Annotated in this window: 18 protein-coding genes and 2 pseudogenes; 8 read left to right on the top strand and 12 right to left on the bottom strand. The window is 66.9% G+C overall.

Annotated features, from left to right (window positions below; genetic code table 11):
• Window positions 1-338: 338 nt before the first annotated feature.
• From tyrS to NBRGI_RS02915, 6 genes and pseudogenes are all read right to left on the bottom strand, one after another.
• The gene (gene tyrS / locus NBRGI_RS02935) at window positions 339-1,616 is read right to left on the bottom strand and encodes a tyrosine--tRNA ligase (RefSeq protein WP_029892690.1); all 1,278 of its coding nucleotides are present in this window, start codon (window positions 1,614-1,616) and stop codon (window positions 339-341) included.
• Between the two features lie 121 nt (window positions 1,617-1,737).
• Window positions 1,738-2,364 carry a DNA-3-methyladenine glycosylase gene (locus NBRGI_RS02930; RefSeq protein ID WP_029892689.1) on the bottom strand — a complete coding sequence of 209 codons (627 nt, stop codon included), beginning with the start codon at window positions 2,362-2,364 and terminating at the stop codon, window positions 1,738-1,740.
• 45 nt (window positions 2,365-2,409) lie between these two features.
• Window positions 2,410-2,601: pseudogene (locus NBRGI_RS49820) on the bottom strand (DUF3761 domain-containing protein); the annotation flags it as partial.
• Window positions 2,565-3,599: pseudogene (locus NBRGI_RS43345) on the bottom strand (low temperature requirement protein A); the annotation flags it as partial. The pseudogenes NBRGI_RS49820 and NBRGI_RS43345, both read right to left, overlap by 37 nt.
• A 77-nt stretch (window positions 3,600-3,676) precedes the next feature.
• Window positions 3,677-4,567, bottom strand: a complete 891-nt coding sequence (locus NBRGI_RS02920; protein WP_029892688.1) for an RNA polymerase sigma-70 factor — start codon at window positions 4,565-4,567, stop codon at window positions 3,677-3,679.
• Window positions 4,568-4,610: 43 nt separating this feature from the next.
• Window positions 4,611-5,786: an NAD(P)/FAD-dependent oxidoreductase gene (locus NBRGI_RS02915; RefSeq protein WP_029892687.1), complete on the bottom strand. Its 1,176-nt coding sequence runs from the start codon at window positions 5,784-5,786 to the stop codon at window positions 4,611-4,613.
• 308 nt (window positions 5,787-6,094) lie between these two features.
• On the opposite strand from NBRGI_RS02915, the gene NBRGI_RS02910 reads away from it, so the two are divergent.
• The 3 genes from NBRGI_RS02910 to NBRGI_RS02900 are packed head-to-tail and all read left to right on the top strand — an operon-like array spanning window position 6,095 to window position 8,288.
• Complete coding sequence (locus NBRGI_RS02910) at window positions 6,095-6,826, top strand: ABC transporter ATP-binding protein (RefSeq protein WP_029892686.1); 732 nt, start codon at window positions 6,095-6,097, stop codon at window positions 6,824-6,826.
• 50 nt (window positions 6,827-6,876) lie between these two features.
• Window positions 6,877-7,671, top strand: coding sequence for an ABC transporter permease (locus NBRGI_RS02905; RefSeq protein WP_029892685.1), 795 nt, complete (start codon window positions 6,877-6,879; stop codon window positions 7,669-7,671).
• Window positions 7,668-8,288, top strand: coding sequence for a TetR/AcrR family transcriptional regulator (locus NBRGI_RS02900; RefSeq protein WP_029892684.1), 621 nt, complete (start codon window positions 7,668-7,670; stop codon window positions 8,286-8,288). Before NBRGI_RS02905 ends, NBRGI_RS02900 begins: the two co-directional genes overlap by 4 nt.
• Here NBRGI_RS02900 and NBRGI_RS02895 read toward each other — a convergent pair.
• Both NBRGI_RS02895 and NBRGI_RS02890 read right to left on the bottom strand, forming a co-directional pair.
• Complete coding sequence (locus NBRGI_RS02895; RefSeq protein ID WP_029892683.1) at window positions 8,272-9,489, bottom strand: cytochrome P450; 1,218 nt, start codon at window positions 9,487-9,489, stop codon at window positions 8,272-8,274. The genes NBRGI_RS02900 and NBRGI_RS02895 overlap by 17 nt on opposite strands.
• 21 nt (window positions 9,490-9,510) lie before the next feature.
• Window positions 9,511-9,708, bottom strand: a complete 198-nt coding sequence (locus NBRGI_RS02890; RefSeq protein WP_029892682.1) for a ferredoxin — start codon at window positions 9,706-9,708, stop codon at window positions 9,511-9,513.
• Between the two features lie 253 nt (window positions 9,709-9,961).
• On the opposite strand from NBRGI_RS02890, the gene NBRGI_RS02885 reads away from it, so the two are divergent.
• Window positions 9,962-13,069: a BTAD domain-containing putative transcriptional regulator gene (locus NBRGI_RS02885; protein WP_235210834.1), complete on the top strand. Its 3,108-nt coding sequence runs from the start codon at window positions 9,962-9,964 to the stop codon at window positions 13,067-13,069.
• A gap of 366 nt (window positions 13,070-13,435) precedes the next feature.
• Here NBRGI_RS02885 and NBRGI_RS02880 read toward each other — a convergent pair whose 3' ends face one another.
• Window positions 13,436-14,080 carry a hypothetical protein gene (locus NBRGI_RS02880; protein WP_029892680.1) on the bottom strand — a complete coding sequence of 215 codons (645 nt, stop codon included), beginning with the start codon at window positions 14,078-14,080 and terminating at the stop codon, window positions 13,436-13,438.
• A gap of 467 nt (window positions 14,081-14,547) precedes the next feature.
• Between NBRGI_RS02880 and NBRGI_RS44900 the strand changes: the two genes are divergently transcribed.
• The gene (locus NBRGI_RS44900; RefSeq protein WP_051727455.1) at window positions 14,548-14,967 is read left to right on the top strand and encodes a hypothetical protein; all 420 of its coding nucleotides are present in this window, start codon (window positions 14,548-14,550) and stop codon (window positions 14,965-14,967) included.
• Between the two features lie 114 nt (window positions 14,968-15,081).
• Here the strand turns inward: NBRGI_RS44900 and NBRGI_RS02870 are convergent, their stop codons facing one another.
• On the bottom strand, window positions 15,082-15,999 hold the full coding sequence (locus tag NBRGI_RS02870) for an MBL fold metallo-hydrolase (protein ID WP_029892678.1): 918 nt from the start codon (window positions 15,997-15,999) through the stop codon (window positions 15,082-15,084).
• A gap of 107 nt (window positions 16,000-16,106) precedes the next feature.
• Here NBRGI_RS02870 and NBRGI_RS02865 point away from each other — a divergent pair, with 107 nt between their 5' ends.
• Genes NBRGI_RS02865 through NBRGI_RS02855 form a run of 3 tightly spaced genes read left to right on the top strand, consistent with a single transcriptional unit; the run spans window position 16,107 to window position 18,269 of the window.
• On the top strand, window positions 16,107-16,310 hold the full coding sequence (locus NBRGI_RS02865) for a hypothetical protein (protein ID WP_029892677.1): 204 nt from the start codon (window positions 16,107-16,109) through the stop codon (window positions 16,308-16,310).
• The gene (locus tag NBRGI_RS02860) at window positions 16,297-17,685 is read left to right on the top strand and encodes an Asp-tRNA(Asn)/Glu-tRNA(Gln) amidotransferase GatCAB subunit A (protein ID WP_029892676.1); all 1,389 of its coding nucleotides are present in this window, start codon (window positions 16,297-16,299) and stop codon (window positions 17,683-17,685) included. Before NBRGI_RS02865 ends, NBRGI_RS02860 begins: the two co-directional genes overlap by 14 nt.
• A gap of 23 nt (window positions 17,686-17,708) precedes the next feature.
• Complete coding sequence (locus tag NBRGI_RS02855) at window positions 17,709-18,269, top strand: TetR/AcrR family transcriptional regulator (protein ID WP_051727454.1); 561 nt, start codon at window positions 17,709-17,711, stop codon at window positions 18,267-18,269.
• 10 nt (window positions 18,270-18,279) lie between these two features.
• Here NBRGI_RS02855 and NBRGI_RS02850 read toward each other — a convergent pair whose 3' ends face one another.
• Entirely contained in the window at window positions 18,280-18,930 is a 651-nt protein-coding gene (locus tag NBRGI_RS02850) for an HAD family hydrolase (RefSeq protein WP_036557167.1), read from the bottom strand.
• 51 nt (window positions 18,931-18,981) lie between these two features.
• On the bottom strand, window positions 18,982-19,866 hold the full coding sequence (locus NBRGI_RS02845; protein ID WP_029892673.1) for a helix-turn-helix domain-containing protein: 885 nt from the start codon (window positions 19,864-19,866) through the stop codon (window positions 18,982-18,984).
• Window positions 19,867-20,240 lie beyond the last annotated feature (374 nt).

The raw sequence follows: 20,240 nt of genomic DNA, 5'->3' as shown, positions 1-20,240 counted from the left end.
CTTCGTCCCCGGCGTTAACCGGATCTTCCGTGAGGCAACTGTTCCAGCCTAAGTGGCTTCTCCCGCGGAGTCAAGTCCGCGTGATCACCCTAGACATCTTACTTGGTTGGCCAGGCGCTCCCCGTACTACCTCGTTTCCCGGTCCTTCCGCTCAGCGTTTCCGCTGGCTTCTCGGCTCCGGGTCGGTGTCCGTGTCGCTCTGACCTGGAATAAGTTACGCGGCGGATAACGCTACGTCAAATCCGCTGCTCACGCTCGCGTTTCCGCAGGTCAGAGCGTCACGATCGGGCCGCCGGACGGCTTGAATCACACGGATGTGACTCAAGCCACGGCGATCTTCATGCGCCTGCCCGCAGAACGCCGGCGAGGTTCTTCTTGCCGCGCCGCAGCACCAGCCAGCGTCCGTGCAGGTAGTCGCTGTCGGCGGGGGTCCATTCGAGGTCCGAGATCCGCTCGTTGTTCACCGAGGCGCCACCTTCGTTCACCGCGCGCCGGGCCGCGCCCCGGCTTTCGCTCAGTCCGGTGGCGACGAGCAGGTCCACGATCGTGCTCGGCTCCCCCGCCTGCAATTCGGCGACGGCGGCTTCGCGCAGCGCCGCACCGAGGGTCGGCTCGTCCAAGTCCCGGAGTTCGCCGCGGCCGAACAGCGCTTGGCTGGCCAGTTGCACAGCTCGGGTGTTCGCCTCGCCGTGCACCAGCGTGGTCATCTCGGCGGCCAGCCTGCGCTGCGCCTCCCGCGCGTGTGGACGTTCCGCCGTGGCCTGTTCCAGTTCGGCGAGTTCCTCGCGGGACAGGAAGGTGAACCAGCGCAGGTTCCGGATGACATCGGCGTCGGCCGTGTTCACGAAGTACTGGTACCAGGCGTACGGGCTGGTCATCTCCGGGTCCAGCCACAGGCTGCCGCCACCGGTCGACTTGCCGAACTTCTTGCCGTCGGCCGAAGTGACCAGCGGAACGGTGAGCGCATGTACCGAGGCGCCGTCCACCCGGCGGTTCAGTTCGACGCCCGCGATGATGTTGCCCCACTGGTCGGAGCCGCCGACCTGCAACGTGCAGTCGTAGTTGCGGCGCAGCTGCAGGTAGTCGTTGGCCTGCAGGAGCATGTAGCTGAACTCGGTGTAGGAGATGCCCTCACCGTCGAGGCGGCGCTTGATGGTGTCGCGCGCCAGCATGACGTTCACGGAGAAGTGTTTGCCGACATCCCGCAGGAAGTCGACCGCGGACAGCTGCCCGGTCCAGTCCATGTTGTTGACGACCACCGCACCGGTCGACGAATCGTCCAGGTCGACGAACCGTTCCAGTTGCGAACGGATCCGATCGGACCAGTCCCGCACGGTGTCGTTGGAGTTCATGGTGCGCTCACCGACATCGCGCGGGTCACCGATGAGGCCGGTGGCGCCGCCGGCCAGCACGATCGGGCGATTGCCCGCCCGTTGGAAGCGTTTCAGCGCCAGCAACGGGACAAGGTGCCCGGCGTGCAGGCTGGGCCCGGTCGGATCGAAGCCGGCATAGACGGTCAACCGGCCAGCGTCCAGGGAGGCGCGCAGCGCGTCCAGGTCGGTGGATTGCGCGATCAGTCCGCGCCAGGTCAGTTCGTCGATGATGTCGCCGCTCACGGTTGCCCATCTTTCCGCACGGGTTGTCGTGCCTCGAGTGGGCCTCAGTGTCTCGACATCGTCACCCGCAGGTCGAGCGAATTTCCGGGCTTCGACAGGGGCGCTGAAGGGCGTCCGGCAATCAGGACGCCGCGGCGCGCGGCGCGCGCGGACTGCGCCGATACACCGACACCGCGGCGGAACCCGGCAGCCAGAACCGCCACGGCAGGTCCGCCGCGACGCTGACACCGACGCGCGGTCCACTCGCGATGTCCTTCGCGGGCACCGCGTCGGCGAGCTCGAGCCGGATCGCCGAAGACGGCTCGAACAACGGAGTTCCGTAGTCGCTCAGCGTGATTCCCAAGGCACTACCGAGATTGCCCGGCCCCCTTGCCAAGTCGGCATCGGTGCGCGCGGCCGGACGGCGGGCGCGGGCCTCGTCCAAACCCGCGATCACCTCGCCCGACCTGATCAACGCCGCGCTGGCGGTGCCGTCCGGCCCGCTGGTCACGTTGACGCACATGTGCATGCCGTAGCTGAGGTAGACGTACAGCACCCCCGCCGGGCCGAACATCACCGCGTTGCGTTTGGTGCGCCCGCGCCCGGAATGCGACGCCGGATCGTGCCACGGCCCGGCTGGATCACCGCCGTACGCCTCGACCTCGACGATCCGCACACCGACCGGCCCGGACCACAGTGTCGAGCCCAACAGACGACGGGCGGCGGTGGGCGGTTCGACGGCTAGCTCATCGGCACACACACCCGCCATTGTCCAAGACGCCCACTCGGGCAGATTCACCAGCCACTCGTCCACGCCCTTGTGCCCCGAGCAGGTGCCGCTGCGGTGCTGGCTGAAGTTGTAAGTGCCGTCATGCGCCGCGGTATCGGTCGTGTGATCTACACGTAGGAGCTGTGCTGTCCCGAGCGCAGGGTGATCAGGTCGTCCGCGATCACCGCCAGATAACCGACGGCGACCAGCGCCGCCAGCTGTGCCCAGGCCACCCACACCACGCCGATCGGGATGGTCGCGGTGACCGCCGCCGCGGCGATCAGGCGCATCCAGGGCCGTGGCAGCCGCAACGCCGACCGGAAGAAGAACTGGGCGAGGAAATACAGCGCGACGCCACCGGACAGTGCGGCAGCGGTGGCCACGCCGACGGATTCGTTCCCGTGCCCGATGCTCATCTGGATACCGGCCGCGGTGAGGATCACGCCGATGAGCAGTGGATACAGCGCATAGCCGTAAGCGACCAGTGCCGGGCGGGAACGTTCCCGTTCGGGCACCGCGGCCAGCGCGTGTTCGCCGCGTTCGTCGTCGAAACCGAAGAACGCCCACCACAGGACGTAGGCGAGACACAGCGCGAGCGAGACCGTGACGATCAGCTGCGGCGTGATCTTCTCCCCGGCCAGTCCGGCGCCGATCGCCACGATGGACTCGCCGATCGCCACGATGATGACGAGCCCGTGCCGCTCGCAGAAGTGCGCCGCGCGGACCACGAAGTCACCGGTGTCGATCAGTTAGGGACTGACGATCTGCACGGCGAACGCGAGACCCCAGCAGAGGTACTGCGCCCAGCCGTGGACGAACCCGCCCGCCAGCACCAGGGCCGCGGCGGCCGCATTGAACGGCCCGATGTGCTTGATGGCGAGGGCAGCCGACGCTCCGCCCCCGGACGCGAACAGCGCGGTGTGCACGGCGGTCACCAGAACGTAGCCGACGCCGAACGCGATCCCGGTGCCGTGGAACGCGTCCGGGATGGCCAGCGAGAGCACGAAAAACGAGAACATGCCGATCAGCAGCCAGGTGCGCCGCGCCGAACTGTTCGGCGCCACCTCGTTGGTGAGCCAGACATATCCGCTGTACATCCACCAGATCAACCCGAAGACCAGGGCTACCTGGCCCAGCGCCGACCAGCCTGGGTGATGGGTGAAGACGTGCGTCAACTGCGTGATCGTGAAGACGAAGACGAGATCGAAGAACAGCTCCAGGGTCGAAGCCCGCACCTGTCCCCCGTCCGCGGACAGCTCTGTGCTGTGGTTGGTCACGGCAGGAGCCTAGAACGTCGGCCGCCCGCACTCCGTCATCCCAGTGAGTCGGGGTCCAGGTAGAGACCTTTCAATTTGGTCGGGTTCACCTGGAAACGCAGGTTCTGGATCCGGCCGTCGACGATGTCGTAGGTGAACGCACCCCCCGGATTTCCGTCCAGGCAGGTCAGCGCGCCGAGCTCACCGTTGACGTAGGCGGATTCCAGCTCGATGCCCGCGGAGACCGGTTTCGCCAGGACGCCGAGAATCCAGCGGGCCACGTGATCCGGGCCGTGCAACGGACGGCGCGCCGCCGTCACGATGCCGCCGCCGTCGGACCACAGGGTCACGTCCGGCGCGAGCAGATCCATCAGCGCGTTGAGGTCGCCACCGGCGCAGGCGGCCATGAATTGGGCGGTGATGTGGTCACGTTCGGCTTTGTCGGTATCGACGCGCGGCCGCCGCGATTGCACGTGCCCGCGGGCGCGATGCGCGATCTGGCGGATGGTCGCCTCGGGACGGTCCAGGGTGTCCGCGATTTCGGCGTGTGTGTAACCGAACACCTCCCGCAGCACGAACACGGCGCGTTCCACCGGTGTCAGGGTCTCCAGGATCACGAGCATCGCGGTGGAGACGGTGTCGGCCAATTCGGTCTCCTCGGCGGCATTCGGTGCGGTGAGCAGTGGTTCGGGCAGCCAGGGGCCCACGTAGTTCTCGCGGGTGGCCCGGGCGGAAGTGAGCCGGTTGAGCGACAGATTGGTGACGGTGCGCACCAGATAGGCCTTCGGGTGTCGCACCGTCGCCTGATCCGTCTCGTGCCATTTGAGCCAGGTGTCCTGCAGGACGTCTTCGGCATCCGTGACGGTGCCCAGCATCCGGTACGCGGTGGCGAACAGCAGCCGCCGGTGTTCCAGGAAGGGGTCTTGCTGAGGCACTACGTCGATCATGCGGTCATGCTCCCAAACGCGCCTGACACATCTGGAACGTGCGTCACGCGGCAGGTGCGTCGGCGCGGCGGCCGGCCCGCAACTTGACCGGCACGTTCATCCGGCGGCTGAACCGGACGATCGGGACCGGGCTGGCGCTGACCGACTCCTTGTAGGCCACCGCGGCCCGGCCGGTCAGGTAGAACCGGCCCGGTGTGTCGTCCGACTTGGTGAACTGGATGATCGCGTCCCGGCGGCCCAGGCTGACCGGCTGATGGAAGTAGCCGAACCGGAACGGCTTCGGCGCTTTCCCGCGCAGCTGGCGCGCGATGGCGTCGGCGGTGTACGCCGCCGTCGGTATGCCGCTCTGGCAGGTGCCGTGGATCTGCCCCCAGGGCATCCGGATCGCGGCCGCGTCACCCACCGCGTGGATGTTCGGATGCGAGACCGAGCGCAGAGTCTCGTCGACCACGATCAACCCGCGCTCGTCGGTCGCGATGCCCGCCGCAGCCGCCAGCGGCGCGACCCGCACGCCGGTGGTCCACAGCGTGAGATCCGCGGGAAGCACAGTGCCACCGGCCAATTCGACCGCGTCCGGCAGCACCTTGGTGACCGCCCGGCCGATCTCGCGGACAACGCCGAGGCGATCGAACGCGCGGTTCAGGTAGGCACGCGCCTTGTCACCCATCATGGCGCCGGGCTCACCGCTGCTGATCAGCGTGACCCGCAATCCCGGGTGGTTCTCGGCGATTTCGGCCGCCGCCTCGATGCCGGTCAGACCACCACCGCAGACCGCGACGGTACCGCCTTGCGCCGCAACCACATTCAAACGATCGGCGAAACGATGGGCCACCCGGGGATCGTTGAGCGTCCACGCGTGGTCAGCTGCGCCGGGCACGATATCGGTGTCGGTGCTGCTGCCCAGCGCGTAGATCAGTTCGTCGTAGGGCAGCGTCCGGGTGCCGTCGACCAGGACGTGACCCGAGGCCGGGTCGAGGGAAGTGGCCCAGCCCTGGACGAATTCGACGCCGGTGCCGGCCAGGATGTCGGCGATGCGATGGTCGGCCAGCTCCTGACCCGCGGCGATCTGATGCATCCGAAGCCGCTCGGTGAAGCGTGCCGACGGGTTCACCAGCGTGATCCGCACGTCCTGCTTGCGGGTGCGCCGAGCCAATCGCGCGGCCGCCACCATTCCGGTGTAGCCGCCGCCGAGGATGACGATGCGGTGTGCGGTGTCCATGGGGTTCTCCGATGCTCGGTTGCTTGATGACGACCATGGGACAAACGACCCCGCAGTAACGTGACATCTCAGTTCTGTGACCTAGGGCACATCACATATCTGCAGTTCAGGCGCTCTTTCAGGCGTACATCACCGAGAAACAACACCTGGGACCAGGGCCGTCTCGGAATGTGCGGCAGCCCGCCCGGACCCGAACGAGCGCAGCCGCTGCAACACGCCGAGCAGCAGCACCGGGGTCTTGCCGGGACAGACGCGCCGCGCTAAATTCATCACACAGTGAATTCAACGCTTGATGAATTGAGGCGGCCATGTCGCAAACCCTCTCCTCCGCGGCCGTAGAGGTCCGGAACCTCGCCGTGCGGCGCGGCGGACGCCAAGTCCTGCACGATGTCTCGCTGACCATTCCGCGCGGCTCGATCACCGGGCTGCTCGGGCCGTCGGGGTGCGGGAAGACCACGTTGATGCGCAGCATCGTCGGTACCCAGATCGTCGAATCCGGCAAGATCTCGGCGCTCGGCCTGGCCGCCGGATCGGCGGCGCTACGGCACCGCATCGGCTACGTCACGCAGGCGCCCAGCATCTACTCCGATATCAGCGTCCACGAGAACGTCGCCTACTTCGCGGCGCTGTACGGGCGCGGGCGGGCGGCCGTAGACGCGGCGATCCAGGCGGTCGGCCTCGGCGAACACGCCAAGCAGCGCGGCGACGAACTCTCCGGCGGGCAGAAGACCCGCGCGTCACTGGCCTGTGCCCTAGTTGCCCAGCCGGAATTGCTCGTGCTGGACGAGCCGACAGTCGGGCTGGACCCGGTGCTGCGCGTCGATCTGTGGAAACAGTTCAAGGAGCTGGCCGCGGCCGGCACCACGCTGGTCGTGTCCAGCCACGTGATGGACGAGGCCGAACACTGCGACCGGCTGCTGCTCATGCGCGAAGGTCGCTTACTGGCCCAGCTGAGCCCGGACGAACTGCGCGCCGAAACCGGCGAACAGAACCTCGAACGCGCCTTCCTCGCACTGATCACGCTGGGACGGGCGGCATGAGCACCGAACATCCCCGCGCCGGCACTGCCACTTCGACCCGAGGCCGCATCATGACCCGCAGCACCGAGTCCGCGACACGACGGACTCCCACCCTCCGCCCCTATCTCGCAACCACCACCCGCATCCTGCGCCAGCTACGCAACGACCATCGCACCGTGGCCATGATCGTGGTGGTGCCCGCGTTGCTGATGACGCTGCTCTACTTCATCTACAAGGACACCCCGCCGAGCCCGTTCAATCCGGTGTCGCTGTTCGACCGGGTCGGCATCAGCATGCTCGGCATCCTGCCGTTCATCGTGATGTTCCTGATCACGGCCATCGCCATGCAGCGCGAACGCACCTCGGGCACGTTGGAGCGGCTGCTCACCACGCCGCTGGCCAAGCTCGACCTGCTCGGCGGCTACGGCACCGCGTTCTCGTTGGCCGCCGCGGCCCAGGCGGGGGTGGCCTGTCTGGTGTCGTTCGGGCTGCTCGGGCTCGACTCCGCGGGCAACCCCGGCTGGGTGGTGCTGATCGCAGTGGTCGACGCCGTGTGCGGTGTCGCGCTCGGCCTGCTGGCAAGTGCATTCGCGCGCACCGAATTTCAAGCTGTGCAGTTCATGCCGGTGGTGGTCGCGCCGCAGATCTTCCTGTGCGGCTTGCTCGTTCCGCGTGGGGAGCTGCCCGGCTGGCTGGAGGCGATCAGTAACGTGTTGCCGATGAGCTATGCGGTCGATGCGCTGCAAGAGGTTTCGACACATCCGAACGCGACCGGCACGATGTGGCGTGATCTCGCGGTGGTCGCCGGATTCTCGGTGGTCGCGTTGTGCCTCGGCGCCGCGACACTTCGGCGGCGCACTCAGTGAACGGTTCCCGAGGTCGCCCCGCGCGTTCCGGACGTCGGCCAGGACAGTCCGGAGCGCGCGAGGCGATCCTGGACGCGGCCCGCGCCCGGTTCGCGGAGGCGGGTTTCGACAAGACCTCGATCCGTGCCGTCGCGTCGGACGCGGGCGTAGATCCGGCCCTGGTGCACCACTACTTCGGCACCAAACAGGAACTGTTCGGCGCCGTCGTGCAACTGCCGGTGAATCCCGAACACACGCTGGGTGCCGTCGACGCGGCCCCGATCGATCGGCTCGGCGAAACCATCCTGCGTGCGGTGCTCGCCGTTTGGGATTCGCCGGCCGGCGCCGGTGTCGTCGCGATGGTGCGCAGCATCATCGCGGGCGGCGACACCTCGCTGGCACGTTCCTTCATCCTCGAGGTCGTCCTGGAACGGGTCCGCCTGCGCATCGCCACACCGGACGACGACGGACGCCTACGGGTCGCATTGGTAGGTTCCCAAATGATCGGCATCCTGATGGCCCGCAAGATAGTCGGCATCGAACCCATGGCCTCCGCCCCCGCCGAAGACCTGATCACCGCCATCGCCCCAACCCTCCAGCGCTACCTGACCGGCGAAGTGACTACACCGTCCAAGTGACCGGCAGTTCATGGACGCCGTAGATGTTCATGTCGGTGCGCAGTTTGACGTCGGCAGCGGGGACTGCCAGTTCCAGGGTCGGGAAGCGGCGGAGGAGTCGCTCGAAACCGGCGCGCATCTCGATGCGGGCCAACTGCTGGCCGAGGCACTGGTGGACGCCGTGGCCGAAGGACAGATGGCCGCGGGCGGTGCGGTGCAGGTCGAGATCGTCGGGGCGGTCGAAGCGCAGCGGGTCGCGGTTGGCGGCCAGCAGTGAAACGACCACCGTCGATCCCGCGCGGATGGTTTCACCGCCGAGCTCGATGTCCTCGGTGGCGTAGCGATAGAAGATGTCGGCGACGGACAGATAGCGCATGAGTTCCTCGACGGCATCGGGCACCAGATCGAGGTTCGCGCGCAGTTCGGCCAGCTGCTCGGGATGTTCCAGGAGCGCGAAAGTGCCGAGGGCCAGCATGTTCGCGGTGGTCTCGTGCCCCGCGAGCAGCAGCAGGAACGCGATACCGGTCAGCTCCTCGATGGTCAGATCCTCTTGCCGGGCCAAGTCGGACAGGATGTCTTCGCCGGGGGCGGCCCGCTTCTGCGTGACCAGGCCGGTCAGGTAACCCAGCATCGCGCCGAACGCGGCCATCTTCTCGTCGAGCGTCTGTTCCTTGACCAGGAACTTGGCGGAATTGACCTGGAACGTCTCTCGATCTTCGTAGGGCACGCCGAGCAGTTCGCAGATCACCAGCGAAGGCACCGGCAGTGCGAACGCCTTGACCAGGTCGACCGGCGGCGTGAGCCGCGCCATCTCGTCCAACTGCCGCTCGGTGATCTCGATGATGTGTTCCTCGAGCATCTTCATCCGCCGGACGGTGAAGGCGCCGATCAGCTTGCGGCGCAACCGCGTGTGCTCCGGCGGGTCCATCGCGATGAACAAGCCCGGCATCGGTGGGGACGGCTCGGTCGCGGCGGGCATACCGGGGGTCTCGTACGGGACGTGCACGATGCCGATGTCCTGACGAGAGCTGAACCGGGTGTCTGCCATGAGCTGCCGGACGGCGTCATAGCCGGTGACGAGCCAGCCTTCGTGGCCGTCCGGGAAGATCAGGGGGCTGACCGGGCGAGCAGCGCGGAGCTGGGTGATCTCCCGGGGCGGGTCGAAGGGGCCTGCGTTGCGCTGCATGGGGAGGCCGTGTGGGACTGGAACGGTGGTATTCATCAGGTTTCCTTTTCGTTTGGTTCAGTCGGCGACGAGGGCGATCGCGCCCGAGGGGCACATTTCGACCGCTTCCCGGACGGCTTGCTCTTGATCGGGCGTCGGAGTGCGGCGCAGCGGTAACACCCGCCCGTCCGCGTCGGCTTGGTCGAACATTTCCGGGGCCGTCAGCACGCACATGCCCGCGCCGATGCAGCGTTCCCGGTCCACCCTGAGTTCCATCAGTGACCCCGCTCGCCGGTGACCTGCACTGCGGGGAAAATCAGGTCCCCGTATGCCTTTCGCGGCCCGGGAACTGCAATCGCTGAACTGTTCACGAGTAGAACTGTGGCCGGGCTCGCTGACACCGGCCTGATACCGGCCTGACACGGTTCGGCCCGCCGTATCCGCCATAGTCAGGCGTGCCAAGGCCGACCGGCCGCCCTGGAACCGTGCACGGCAGAATGGTCCGGTGCAGATCGGGATGCTTGGACCTTTGGAAATCCGATCAGACGACGGCGGATTGATCGAGGTACCAGGTGCTCGGTTGCGGGCGTTGCTGGTCGCGCTCGCGCTCGAACCCGGTCGCGTGGTGCCGAAAGCGACCTTGGTCGACTGGATTTGGGGTGAACAACCGCCCGCCGACGCCGCCAACTCGCTGCAGGCGCTCGTCTCCCGGCTGCGCCGAGTGCTGCCGGACGGGTCGCTCGACGGGCAGCCGGGTGGATACCGACTGACGGTACAGCCGCACGCTGTCGACGCCGTGCGCTTCGAACAGCTCCTCGATCAGGCTCGAGGCGGTGCCGACGCGGACCGGGCCGCCATGCTGCGCGAGGCCCTCGAGCTGTGGCGCGGAGCGCTGTTGCAGAACGTCGAGATCCAGGACAGCGAAGCGTTCGAGGCGATGATCACCCGGCTCGAAGGGCTGCGTCTTGCCGCCATGGAGGATCGCTACGAGACTGAGATCCGGCTCGGCCGAGGCCAGGATCTGGTGGCCGAACTGACCGATGTCGTGGCGCGAAACCCGGTACGGGAAAGGCTCGTCGGCGCATTGATGCGGGCGCTGGCGGCCGCGGGTCGCAGCAGCGAGGCGCTGGTCGTTTTCCAGCGGGCCCGCGACGCACTCGCCGACACGTTGGGTGTGGATCCCGCGCCCGAACTGTCGGACCTGCACGTCGCGCTGCTGCGGGGCGAAGTCGGCGCGCAGAAGGACGACCGGCACACCAACCTGCGCGCCGAATTGACCGGCTTCGTCGGCAAATACGCCGATGTCGCCGTTGTGCGTGAGCTCATCGCGCAACATCGGCTCACCACGTTGACCGGGCCCGGCGGCTCGGGCAAGACCCGGCTGGCGGTGGAGACCGCGCGAACATTGCTCGAGGACCTGCCCGACGGCGCCTGGCTGGTGGAGCTGGCGCCCCTCGGCGGCGGCGCCGACGTGGCCCAGTCGGCGCTCGCCGCGCTCGGGCTCCGCGACGCGCTGCTCGGCGGCCCGCCGGACGCCGAACCCATGGACCGGCTCATCGCGGCCATCCGCGAGCGCGAAACGCTACTGATCCTGGACAACTGCGAGCATGTGATCGAGTCCGCGGCGGCGTTCGCGCACCGCGTACTAGGCGAATGCCGCAAGCTGCGGATTCTCGCGACGAGCCGCGAACCGCTCGGTATCACAGGCGAGGCGCTGTGGCAGGTGCTGCCGCTCGCCCTGCCGACCGACGGTGCCGGGGCCGACGAAATCGAGGCTTCCCCCGCCGTTCAACTGCTGCGGGACCGGGCCGGTGCCGTGCGCAAGGACCTCCCGGACGACACCGAGGCGTTGGCGACCATGGCCCGCGTCTGCCGCGCGCTCGACGGGATACCGCTGGCCATCGAATTGGCGGCGGCCCGGTTGCGCACCATGTCCCTCGATCAGCTGGCCAATCGGCTCGACGATCGGTTCCGGCTGCTGACCGGCGGCAGCCGGACCGCGCTGCCGCAGCACCGGACCTTGCGATCGGTGGTCGACTGGAGCTGGGAATTGCTCAGCGACGCCGAACGGGTGCTGTTGCGCAGGCTCGCGGTATTCGCCGGCGGCGCGAGTTTGGCTGCGGCCGAACAGGTTTGCGTCGGCGGGGCGGTCGAGCAGTGGGAGGTGCTCGAACTGCTGACCACACTGACCGAAAAGTCGCTGTTGCTCATGGCGAGCGACAATGAGCCGCGCTACCGCATGCTCGAGACGATCAAGCAATACGCCGGGGACCGTCTCGTCGAAGCGGGAGAAGCGGATTCGACGCGGCGTGCGCATCTCACGTACTTCACCGAACTCGCCGCCACCGCCGAACCACGCCTGCGTCGCGCCGACCAACTGGACTGGCTCGCGACGCTCGAGACCGAGCACGACAACATCACCATCGCGATGCGTGGCGCGCTCGCCGCCGGCGATACGCCCGGCGCGATGCGGCTCGCGGCCGCCGCCGGCTGGTACTGGTGGCTCGGCGGGCACAAAGCCGAGGGTCTGGAGTTGGTGACCGCGGCCGCCGAACTGGCCGGCGACGTAGACGACTCGACCCGGGCAACTGTGTACGGGCTGGCGGTGCATTTCCTGAGTTCCGGACGCAATGACGAACGCCAAGTGGCGGAATGGATCCGCAAGTCGTATCAGTTCAGCCGCAACGCCCGACCCGACCATCCGACATTGGCGTTCGCCACCGCCCTGGAACGCATCCTGCGCGGACCCGACGAATACCTGCCCGCCTTCGAGGCATTGCTCGCCGACGACGACCCTTGGGTGCGCGCCCTGGCCCGGCTGCAAATGGGCAAGATGCGCATCGTGCTCGGCCACGATGGTTCGGACGCACTGCTCGAACAGGCGCTCACCGAATTCCGCGCGCTCGGCGAGCGCTGGGGAATCTCGTTCGCGCTGACCGAGCTGGCCGGCCGGCTCGCCATGCGCGGCGAATTCGCCGAAGCGTGTGAGCTTTTCGAGGAGGCGATCGCGGTGATCGTCGAAGTCGGCGCGATCGAAGACGTGGTCCGCATCCGCGCGCGCCAAGCCCAGCTGTACTGGCTGCTGGGCGACTCGGCGGCGAGCTCGATGGCCCTTCGCGAAGCCGAACGCTACGCCGACCGGGCCGCCTGGCCGAACGCGGTTGCCGAACTCGCGTTGGCGAAAGCGGAACTCACTCGCTGGCAAGGCGACGGTGAGCAGGCGTACCGCCAAATCGATATCGCGACACGCGCACTGGGCAACGATGCGCAGCAGTGGCACGTCCGCGCGGTGATCCACAACCTGCGCGGCTACCTCGCGGACGACCTCGACACCGCCCGAACCGAGCATGCCGCCGCCTTCCGCGCAGCAGCCGGATCGGGCTACGCACCGCTCGTCGCCCAAATACTGGTCGGTGTAGCGGATCTCGCGCTGCGCCTCGAACACGACGAGCTGGCCGCGCAGCTACTCGCCGTCCGCACCAGCGTGTGCGGACTCGCCGATCGCTCCCTGCCCGACGCGGGGCGAATCGAGGAGACCGTCCGGGTTCGCCTCGGTGCAGCGCGATTTGCGGAGGCGACAAATGAAGGGGCGCAGGCGAACTACGAGGAACTGGTCAACGCCGCGCTCGCCGAGTGAGCACTGGAGGTTTCCGGCGAGGATCTGGTCGCCGCACTCGCCGCGTGAGGACTGAGGGTTTCCCGGCGCGGAACTGGTCGCCACCGCACCCGCCGCGTGAGGACTGAAGATTTCCCGGCGCGGAACTGGTCGCCACCGCACCCGCCGGGTGAGCACTGGAGGTTTCCCGGCGCCGCATACGTGCGTCCTGGCCAGGCAGTGGGGCGCAGGCGCGCGTGCGCACCCGGTCGAATCCTCCTGAACAGCTGATCACCAGGTAATAGTGGCGGGCCCAACTCGGGCGATACCGCCACCATTACCTGGTGATCACGCGCCCACCTGTGGGCGCAGGCACACTTCGGACGGCGAAGGAGAACTCCGCGCACACTAGGCGGCGACGGCGTGCCGAACGATCACGTTGCCGAAGGTATTCCGCGCATACACCTGCACGGTGTCCTCGTCCGTCGCGGGCCCGTGCACCGCCCCCAGGTGGTTCTGCACAGTGCCCGACTTGGCGTCCACTTCCAGCCGCGCCGCACTACCCGGCCGGATACCGACCTCCAACTCCCCCATCGACGTCTCCAGCCGCAGCACACCCCGTACCGCATCACCGACGCGGACATCACCTTTGGCGACCTTCGCGGTCACCGTATCCCCCGGCCGCTCGACCGTGATATCGCCCGCCGCGACTTCCAGATCGGACTGCCGCAGCTCCCCGACCACCAGCAACCGGCCAACTGCCGCACTGGCTTTCAGCACCGAACCATTGGGCACCTCGACACGCACCACGATCGACGGATTCCCGCCGAACGCCGTGTACGTCCGCCACTGCTTCGGCGTCCGCACCGTCAAAACCCCGTCGACGAAAGCAACTTTGGTCTGCTCGGCCGCCAACACGTCTCCCTTCTTCGTCGCATCCGCAGGCCGAACCTCGACCACCGAGTCCACCCGACCCGAGGCGATCACCGTCACATCCCCACTGAGCACCTCAACAGTGAGCGCAACCGGCTTCGGCGTAGTGAAAGTAGGCATTGCAGTACTCCTCCATCTGTGATTCCAGCGCCGGGGCCTGTCCCCGTCCTCGCTGACATGAACCACCATCCCCACCCCACCTGACACCACCCTGACGCCGACCTGACACGTCCCCTGAGACGAAACCAGCCGACCCCATTGGCTTGTGTACTACATTGGAGTACATTATGCCCGTGACGTTCGAGGACGTGGACTGGTCGAAGCGAGGAGAGTACATCGCCAAACACGGCACTACGCCGGAGCAGGCAGCAGAAGCACTATGCGATCCTGCACGCCTGGTAATCGACCCCCGATCCTGCCAGCAAGTCTGGCGAGTCGGTTCGAATCATCGGCTGGTCGCAGTCCGCGAATCGGGTTCTCACAGTGATAGTTCTCGAGCACGACGGCATCGAGTACGGAGTGAATTGCTGGCCCGCCAACGACCGGGATCAGAGTCTGTATCACAGCATGGAGGATGAGCAGCGACCATGAATATCGACGAGCTGTTGCAGGCGGAGTCGGAAGCGATCGAGTCGAACCCCGATGCGCCGATCACCCCGAAAACCAAGGTGACAAGAGGGCACGATCGGGTCAAGAAGCTCCAGATCCGGTTGAACGAAGACGAATACGAGCGCATCGAGCAGTTGGCGGAGTCGCAAGGCATTCCCGCGTCGACGCTGGCACGATCCCTGCTGCTTGCAGCCATCGGAGCCGAGACGCCGTCAGCCACTGACCTCTCGACCGGCGACGGTATCGATGACGTCGTCGCCCGCATCGCTCGAATGTCGAAAGACATCGCTTTCGTTCAGGCGCGAGTGTTGACAGGCCTAGCCCAACTCAACGAAGACGATCGGCGCAAGCTCACGAAAAGCCAATCAGCACAATCACATCGGAAGCACTCCGCGTAGGAATGGACCTCCGATCAGTCGGCGGCGGAGGTGCACTCCCTACAGAAGGTGCTGGCTACGCTGCTGCCGAACCATCGAGGGCGGCTCGGGTGACCACAGCGGGCAAGGGTTCGCTCAGTACCGAATCGCTTGCGAGTTGTTGATCGGAGCCAACCGGTACCCTCCTTCGTGCGATCGCACGTAGCCGGCGGTCGGGTCCGGGAAATGCGTTCCCAGGAGCAAGGTTTCGGTGTCGGCCAGTTCGCTGAGCAGAGCGCGCCGCGTGGTCTCGGCTCGGCCGGGATCGATGTCGACGCAGCTGGAGATTTCGGGATGGGACAGCTGGACGGGGTGGTGCATGCAATCGCCGGTGATTACGGCTTCAGCTGAGCCGCTGCGCAATTCGACGGCGAGGTGCCCTGGCGTGTGTCCCGGCGTCGGGATGAGCCGAAGCCCCGGCGTGATCGCGAAACCACCCGTCGGCACGTCGACGAGGTCGAGTAACCCGGCGTCCTCGACCGGATGGACCGAGTCACGGAACATCTGGCTGCGCGCTTCATCCATGTCGTAGCCTGCCCAGAACTCACGTTCGGCTCGCGCCGTGACATAACGCGCATTGGGGAAGGTGGGCACCCAATCCCCCTGTCTGGCAACGGTGTTCCAGCCGACATGATCGGCATGCAAGTGGGTCAGCAGCACCAGATCCACCGCTTCCGGTGCGAACCCGATGTCTGCGAGGCGGGCCAGGTAATCGGTGTTCAGGTCGTGCCAGGCGGGATTCGCCCGGGTCTTTCCGTTGCCGATCCCGGTGTCGATCAGCACGCGCAGTCCGTCGACGAGCACCGCGAAACTGTGGCTGGCGAAACGCAGGACGCCCTGGTCGTCCGCGAAAGCCGGTTGCAGCCAAGGCTGCCCGGCGATCAGGTCCGGTGTGGCCGATGGCAGCAGCCACGCACCCGTTTCCGCCGCCAGGACGAGCTCGTCCACCCGATGGATCGTGAGGTCGCCCACCTGCCAAGCGGTCGACACGCCGGCGGTCCCTGTCGTCTGCATACCATCCTCCACAAAAGCAAAGTGTTTGCTTTAACGAACCGTATGCCCTAACGTCCATTAACGCAAACACTTAGCTTTTGTAGCTGCGACCCACTGGAAGGTGACCGATGACCGCCGAGCTCACCAGAGCCACCGAAGCCGCCGAATGGTCGGCGCGAGTGGGCTTTTCGTTGCCGGACGACCGCCGTGCGGAGGTATCGGCGACGCTCGACCACATCCTGTCCGTGGTCGGACTGTTGCGGGAGCTGGATTTCACGGACACCGCCCCGGCGACCGTCTTCCTCGCAGGTGGCCGCGATGCAACCGTATGAGCTGACGCTCGCCGACGCGTCCGCTGCGATGCACGCCGGCCGGCTCTCACCAGTCGAACTCGTGGATTCGATGCTGGACCGCATCGAACACGTCGAGCCCCTGCTGGGTGCGTACGTGACGGTGACAGCCGACCGAGCGCGGGCGGCGGCACGGCAGGCCGAGCGGGAAATCGCGCAGCGACGGACGCGCGGCGCATTGCACGGCATCCCGGTCGCGCTGAAAGACCTGATCGACGTCGCCGGGCTACCGACCACGGCGAGTTCGCGTGTCCGGACAGGCCACCGAGCCGAGGCCGACAGTGCCGTCACGGCCCGCTTGGCCGAAGCGGGCACCGCGTTGCTCGGCAAAACCCATACGCACGAGTTCGCATACGGCCTGACCACGCCCCAGACACGCAATGCATGGAACCCCGAGCGGGTAGCGGGCGGCTCGAGCGGCGGTTCCGCGGTCGCGGTCGCGGCGGGCGCGACGAGCTTCGCTCTCGGCACGGACACCGGCGGCTCCATCCGGGTGCCCGCCGCCCTCAACGGCGTGGTCGGACTGAAGCCGACCTACGGCCTGGTCTCCCGGCACGGCGTCACCGCGCTGTCCTGGTCCCTGGATCACGTCGGCCCGATCACCCGCACCGTCGCTGACGCGGCGCTCGCCCTCACAGCCCTCGCGGGACCAGACCCGCGCGACGCGGCCAGCCTGTCCCACACCGCTGACTATCGACTCGACGCCGGTATCGAACTGCGAGGTCTGCGCATCGGCGTGCCCGTGAACTACTACTTCGACCGCACCGAGACCGCCGTCGAGACCGCCGTTCGGACCGCCATCGACCACCTGTCCGGCCTGGGAGCCGAACTCGTCGAGATCGAGATCCCGATGGCCCGCTACATCAAAGCGATTCAATGGGGACTGATGGTGCCGGAAGCCAGTGCCGTGCACGAACATTCGTTGCGGAGCGCCCCCGACCTCTATGGACCGGATGTCCGGAACCTATTGGAGGCAGGCATGTTTGTCCCGGCGGCCGACTACCTGCGCGCTCAGCGCGCCCGAACCCTCCTGCGCGAAGCCGTCATCCGCCTCTTCGACGACGTCGACTTGATCGCCGCGCCGGCCGTCCCCGCAACCGCCGCCCGCGCCGGACAGGACGAATTCCATTGGCCCGATGGCACAGTCGAGACCGTCGCCGACGCCTACGTGCGACTCTCGGCACCGGCCAACATCACCGGAATCCCAGCCATGACCATCCCGGTCGGACACGACCCGGCCGGTCTGCCCATCGGCATGCAGCTCATGACCCGTCCCCTCGGTGAGCCGGTACTGCTGCGAGCCGGGCACGCCTACGAGCGCACCACCCCCGTTCGTCAACCGGCGCCGATGCTGTGAACGCACCCCTTTAAGGTGGAGCAGTGAGCCGCAGACCGATAGTTCGACCCGGCGGGCGCAGCGCCAGGGTCCAGCAGTCGGTCCACACCGCCGTCCGTGAACTCGACGCGGAGGTGGGCCGGGCCGCTCTCACCGTGCCGCGGATCGCCGCCCGCGCCGGCGTCACCCCCTCCACCATCTACCGCCGCTGGGGCGACCTGCAGGAACTGCTCTCCGACGTCGCCGTAGAACGCCTGCGCCCCGACAGCCCACCCGAAGACCACGGCGACCTCCGAGCCGACCTGCGCGCCTGGACCGAACAATTCATCGAAGAAATGGACTCCCCACCCGGCCGCGCCTACCTCCGCGACGCCCTCCTCGCCGACCCCGAAGGCGCCAACGCCGGCCAATGCTCCCAATTCGCCGCCGACCAAATCGCCACCATCCTCGACCGAGCCACCAGCCGCGGCGAATCCCCGCCCGCCCTAGAACCCGTGCTCGACCAACTGGTCGCCCCTATCATGTACCGAATCCTCCTGCGCCCCAGTGCCATCGATGTGGAGTACGCGCGCGAGCTGGTACGCAGGGTTGTCGACCAGTGCTGAGTGGCCTGGTCTAAACGTTCTCGGCCACAACGATTCCGGGCAGCTCGGTAAGGTCGCGGATCCGCCAATCGGACAGCCTCGCAACCTCAGGCTTGTCTCGATGGATCCATCCCCACGGGGCACGCTGGATATAGGCGGTGCGCATGCCCGCCGCCTTCGCGGGCGCGACGTCGTTATCGATCCGGTCTCCGACGTAGACGATCTCCTCGCCAGTACACGGCGCGACCTCGACCACTTTGGCGAAGAACTCCGGCGAGGGCTTCGCCACGCCCCAATCATCCGAAGTCGCAATGAAATCGGCAGGCAGGTCAAGGCTGCGCAGGATGCGCCCCGATCGAACGGTCTGGTTGCCGACAACCCCAACCCACACACCCAATTCGCGCAGTTTCGACAAGGCCGGACGCACGTCCGGATACAGGTCCTCCTCGCCGTAGGTCTCCGGCCTGCCCGCCTGAGCACGCGCTTCGCGCTCGCGGGCAAGATCGAAACCCGGCTGAAAAACCCCGAATACGTCGCGGTAATCGCGGCCCAGAGCGATCGTCGCGCCCAACACCGCCGCGAACGTATGTCGCGGCACACCAAGCCAATCCGCCCAAGTCCCGTACTCGCGGGTCTCGTCGACGAGAGTTTCACCGACATCGAACACGACCGCCCCGATCATGGGATCACGATACCGGGGCATTCCACGGACTCGTGTACGGCCGGCGTGGCCTTACAGCGCCGCAGCGGCGGCGATCATCAACTCGCGTGAACGATCCGGTGACTCCGCCTGAACCGAGAGGCGGTCCATGACCCCGCGGTAGAGGCGAACATCCTCCTTACGATCCAAATACAGCGCGGTGGTCAGCTGCTCCAAGTAGATGATGTCCGGCAAATCCTGTTCGGCGAAGCGCAGCATGGTGAACGAACTCCCCGCGGCCGCGCTGCCACCGGAGCGGTAGGACAGCACCTGGATCGTCACGTTGGGCTTGGTCGACATATGCACGAGATGCTCGATCTGTTCCCGCTGAACCGCCGCACCGCCGACCGGACGATGCAGCACCGCCTCATCGAGAACCGCCCACAAGACCGGGCCACCGGGGGCATTCAGGATTCGTTGCCGGTCACTACGCAACTCCACGCGCCGCGCAGCCTCGTCGGTCTTCTCACCCATCCCGACAACGGCGGCAGCGTAGTTCGCGGTCTGCAACAAACCTGGAACCAGTTGGCCCTCATAGGTTCTGATCAGCCGTGCCGCGCCCTCGAGACCGACGTAGGTCTCGAACCATTGCGGCAACAGGTCGTTGTACCGATGCCACCAACCCGGCTCATTCGCTTTGCGCGCCAGGTCGACGAACATCGCCCGCTGCTCGGAATCCGCCACTCCGTACAGATCCAGCAGATCCACGATGTCACGTTCTTTGAACCCGGTGCGCCCCAGCTCGAGCCGGCTGATCTTGGCATACGAGCCGCGAATGTGGTCACCCGCCTCTTGCGGTGTGATGCCACGATATTCACGCAGTTTGCGGAGCTGGCCACCGACCGCGATCCGCAGCGCCGTCGGGCCGCGCTCTGCGACTCCAGGATCGACAACGATCTGGGCAGGTTCTGCGGTCACGAGTTCTCCGATGTTGGAAGTCCACCAGCAGCAGCGCCGCCGCACCCGCACCCTCACACGAGTCGCACTGCGCCAGCGCAAATGATATCGCTTGGGTAACGCAACATCCAACGACCCGACCGAAGGCAGCGGAAGTTGGCCCACCCGCAGGGCACTTCATCGGTCATACGCTCGTCTGCCGGGCAGTGCCGATGCGTGCGCCTCATGATTCGAGCTACCGCCCGCAGGACCAGATCGCACCTGCTACATCAGTGTCATCGGCCTTCATGTGTCCATCACAGCAAACCACCGCCATGTGTCCACCGACGCCGCTCGGATTTCATCGCGGCCGGCCACCACATCCGCCAGCTCGCAACTCGGGCACGCCACTACCG

This window comes from Nocardia brasiliensis IFM 10847 (assembly GCF_000710915.1).
GTDB lineage: Bacteria > Actinomycetota > Actinomycetes > Mycobacteriales > Mycobacteriaceae > Nocardia > Nocardia brasiliensis_A.
The sequence above is the reverse complement of the archived record's forward strand: the minus strand, read 5'-3'. Positions and strand labels throughout refer to the sequence as shown.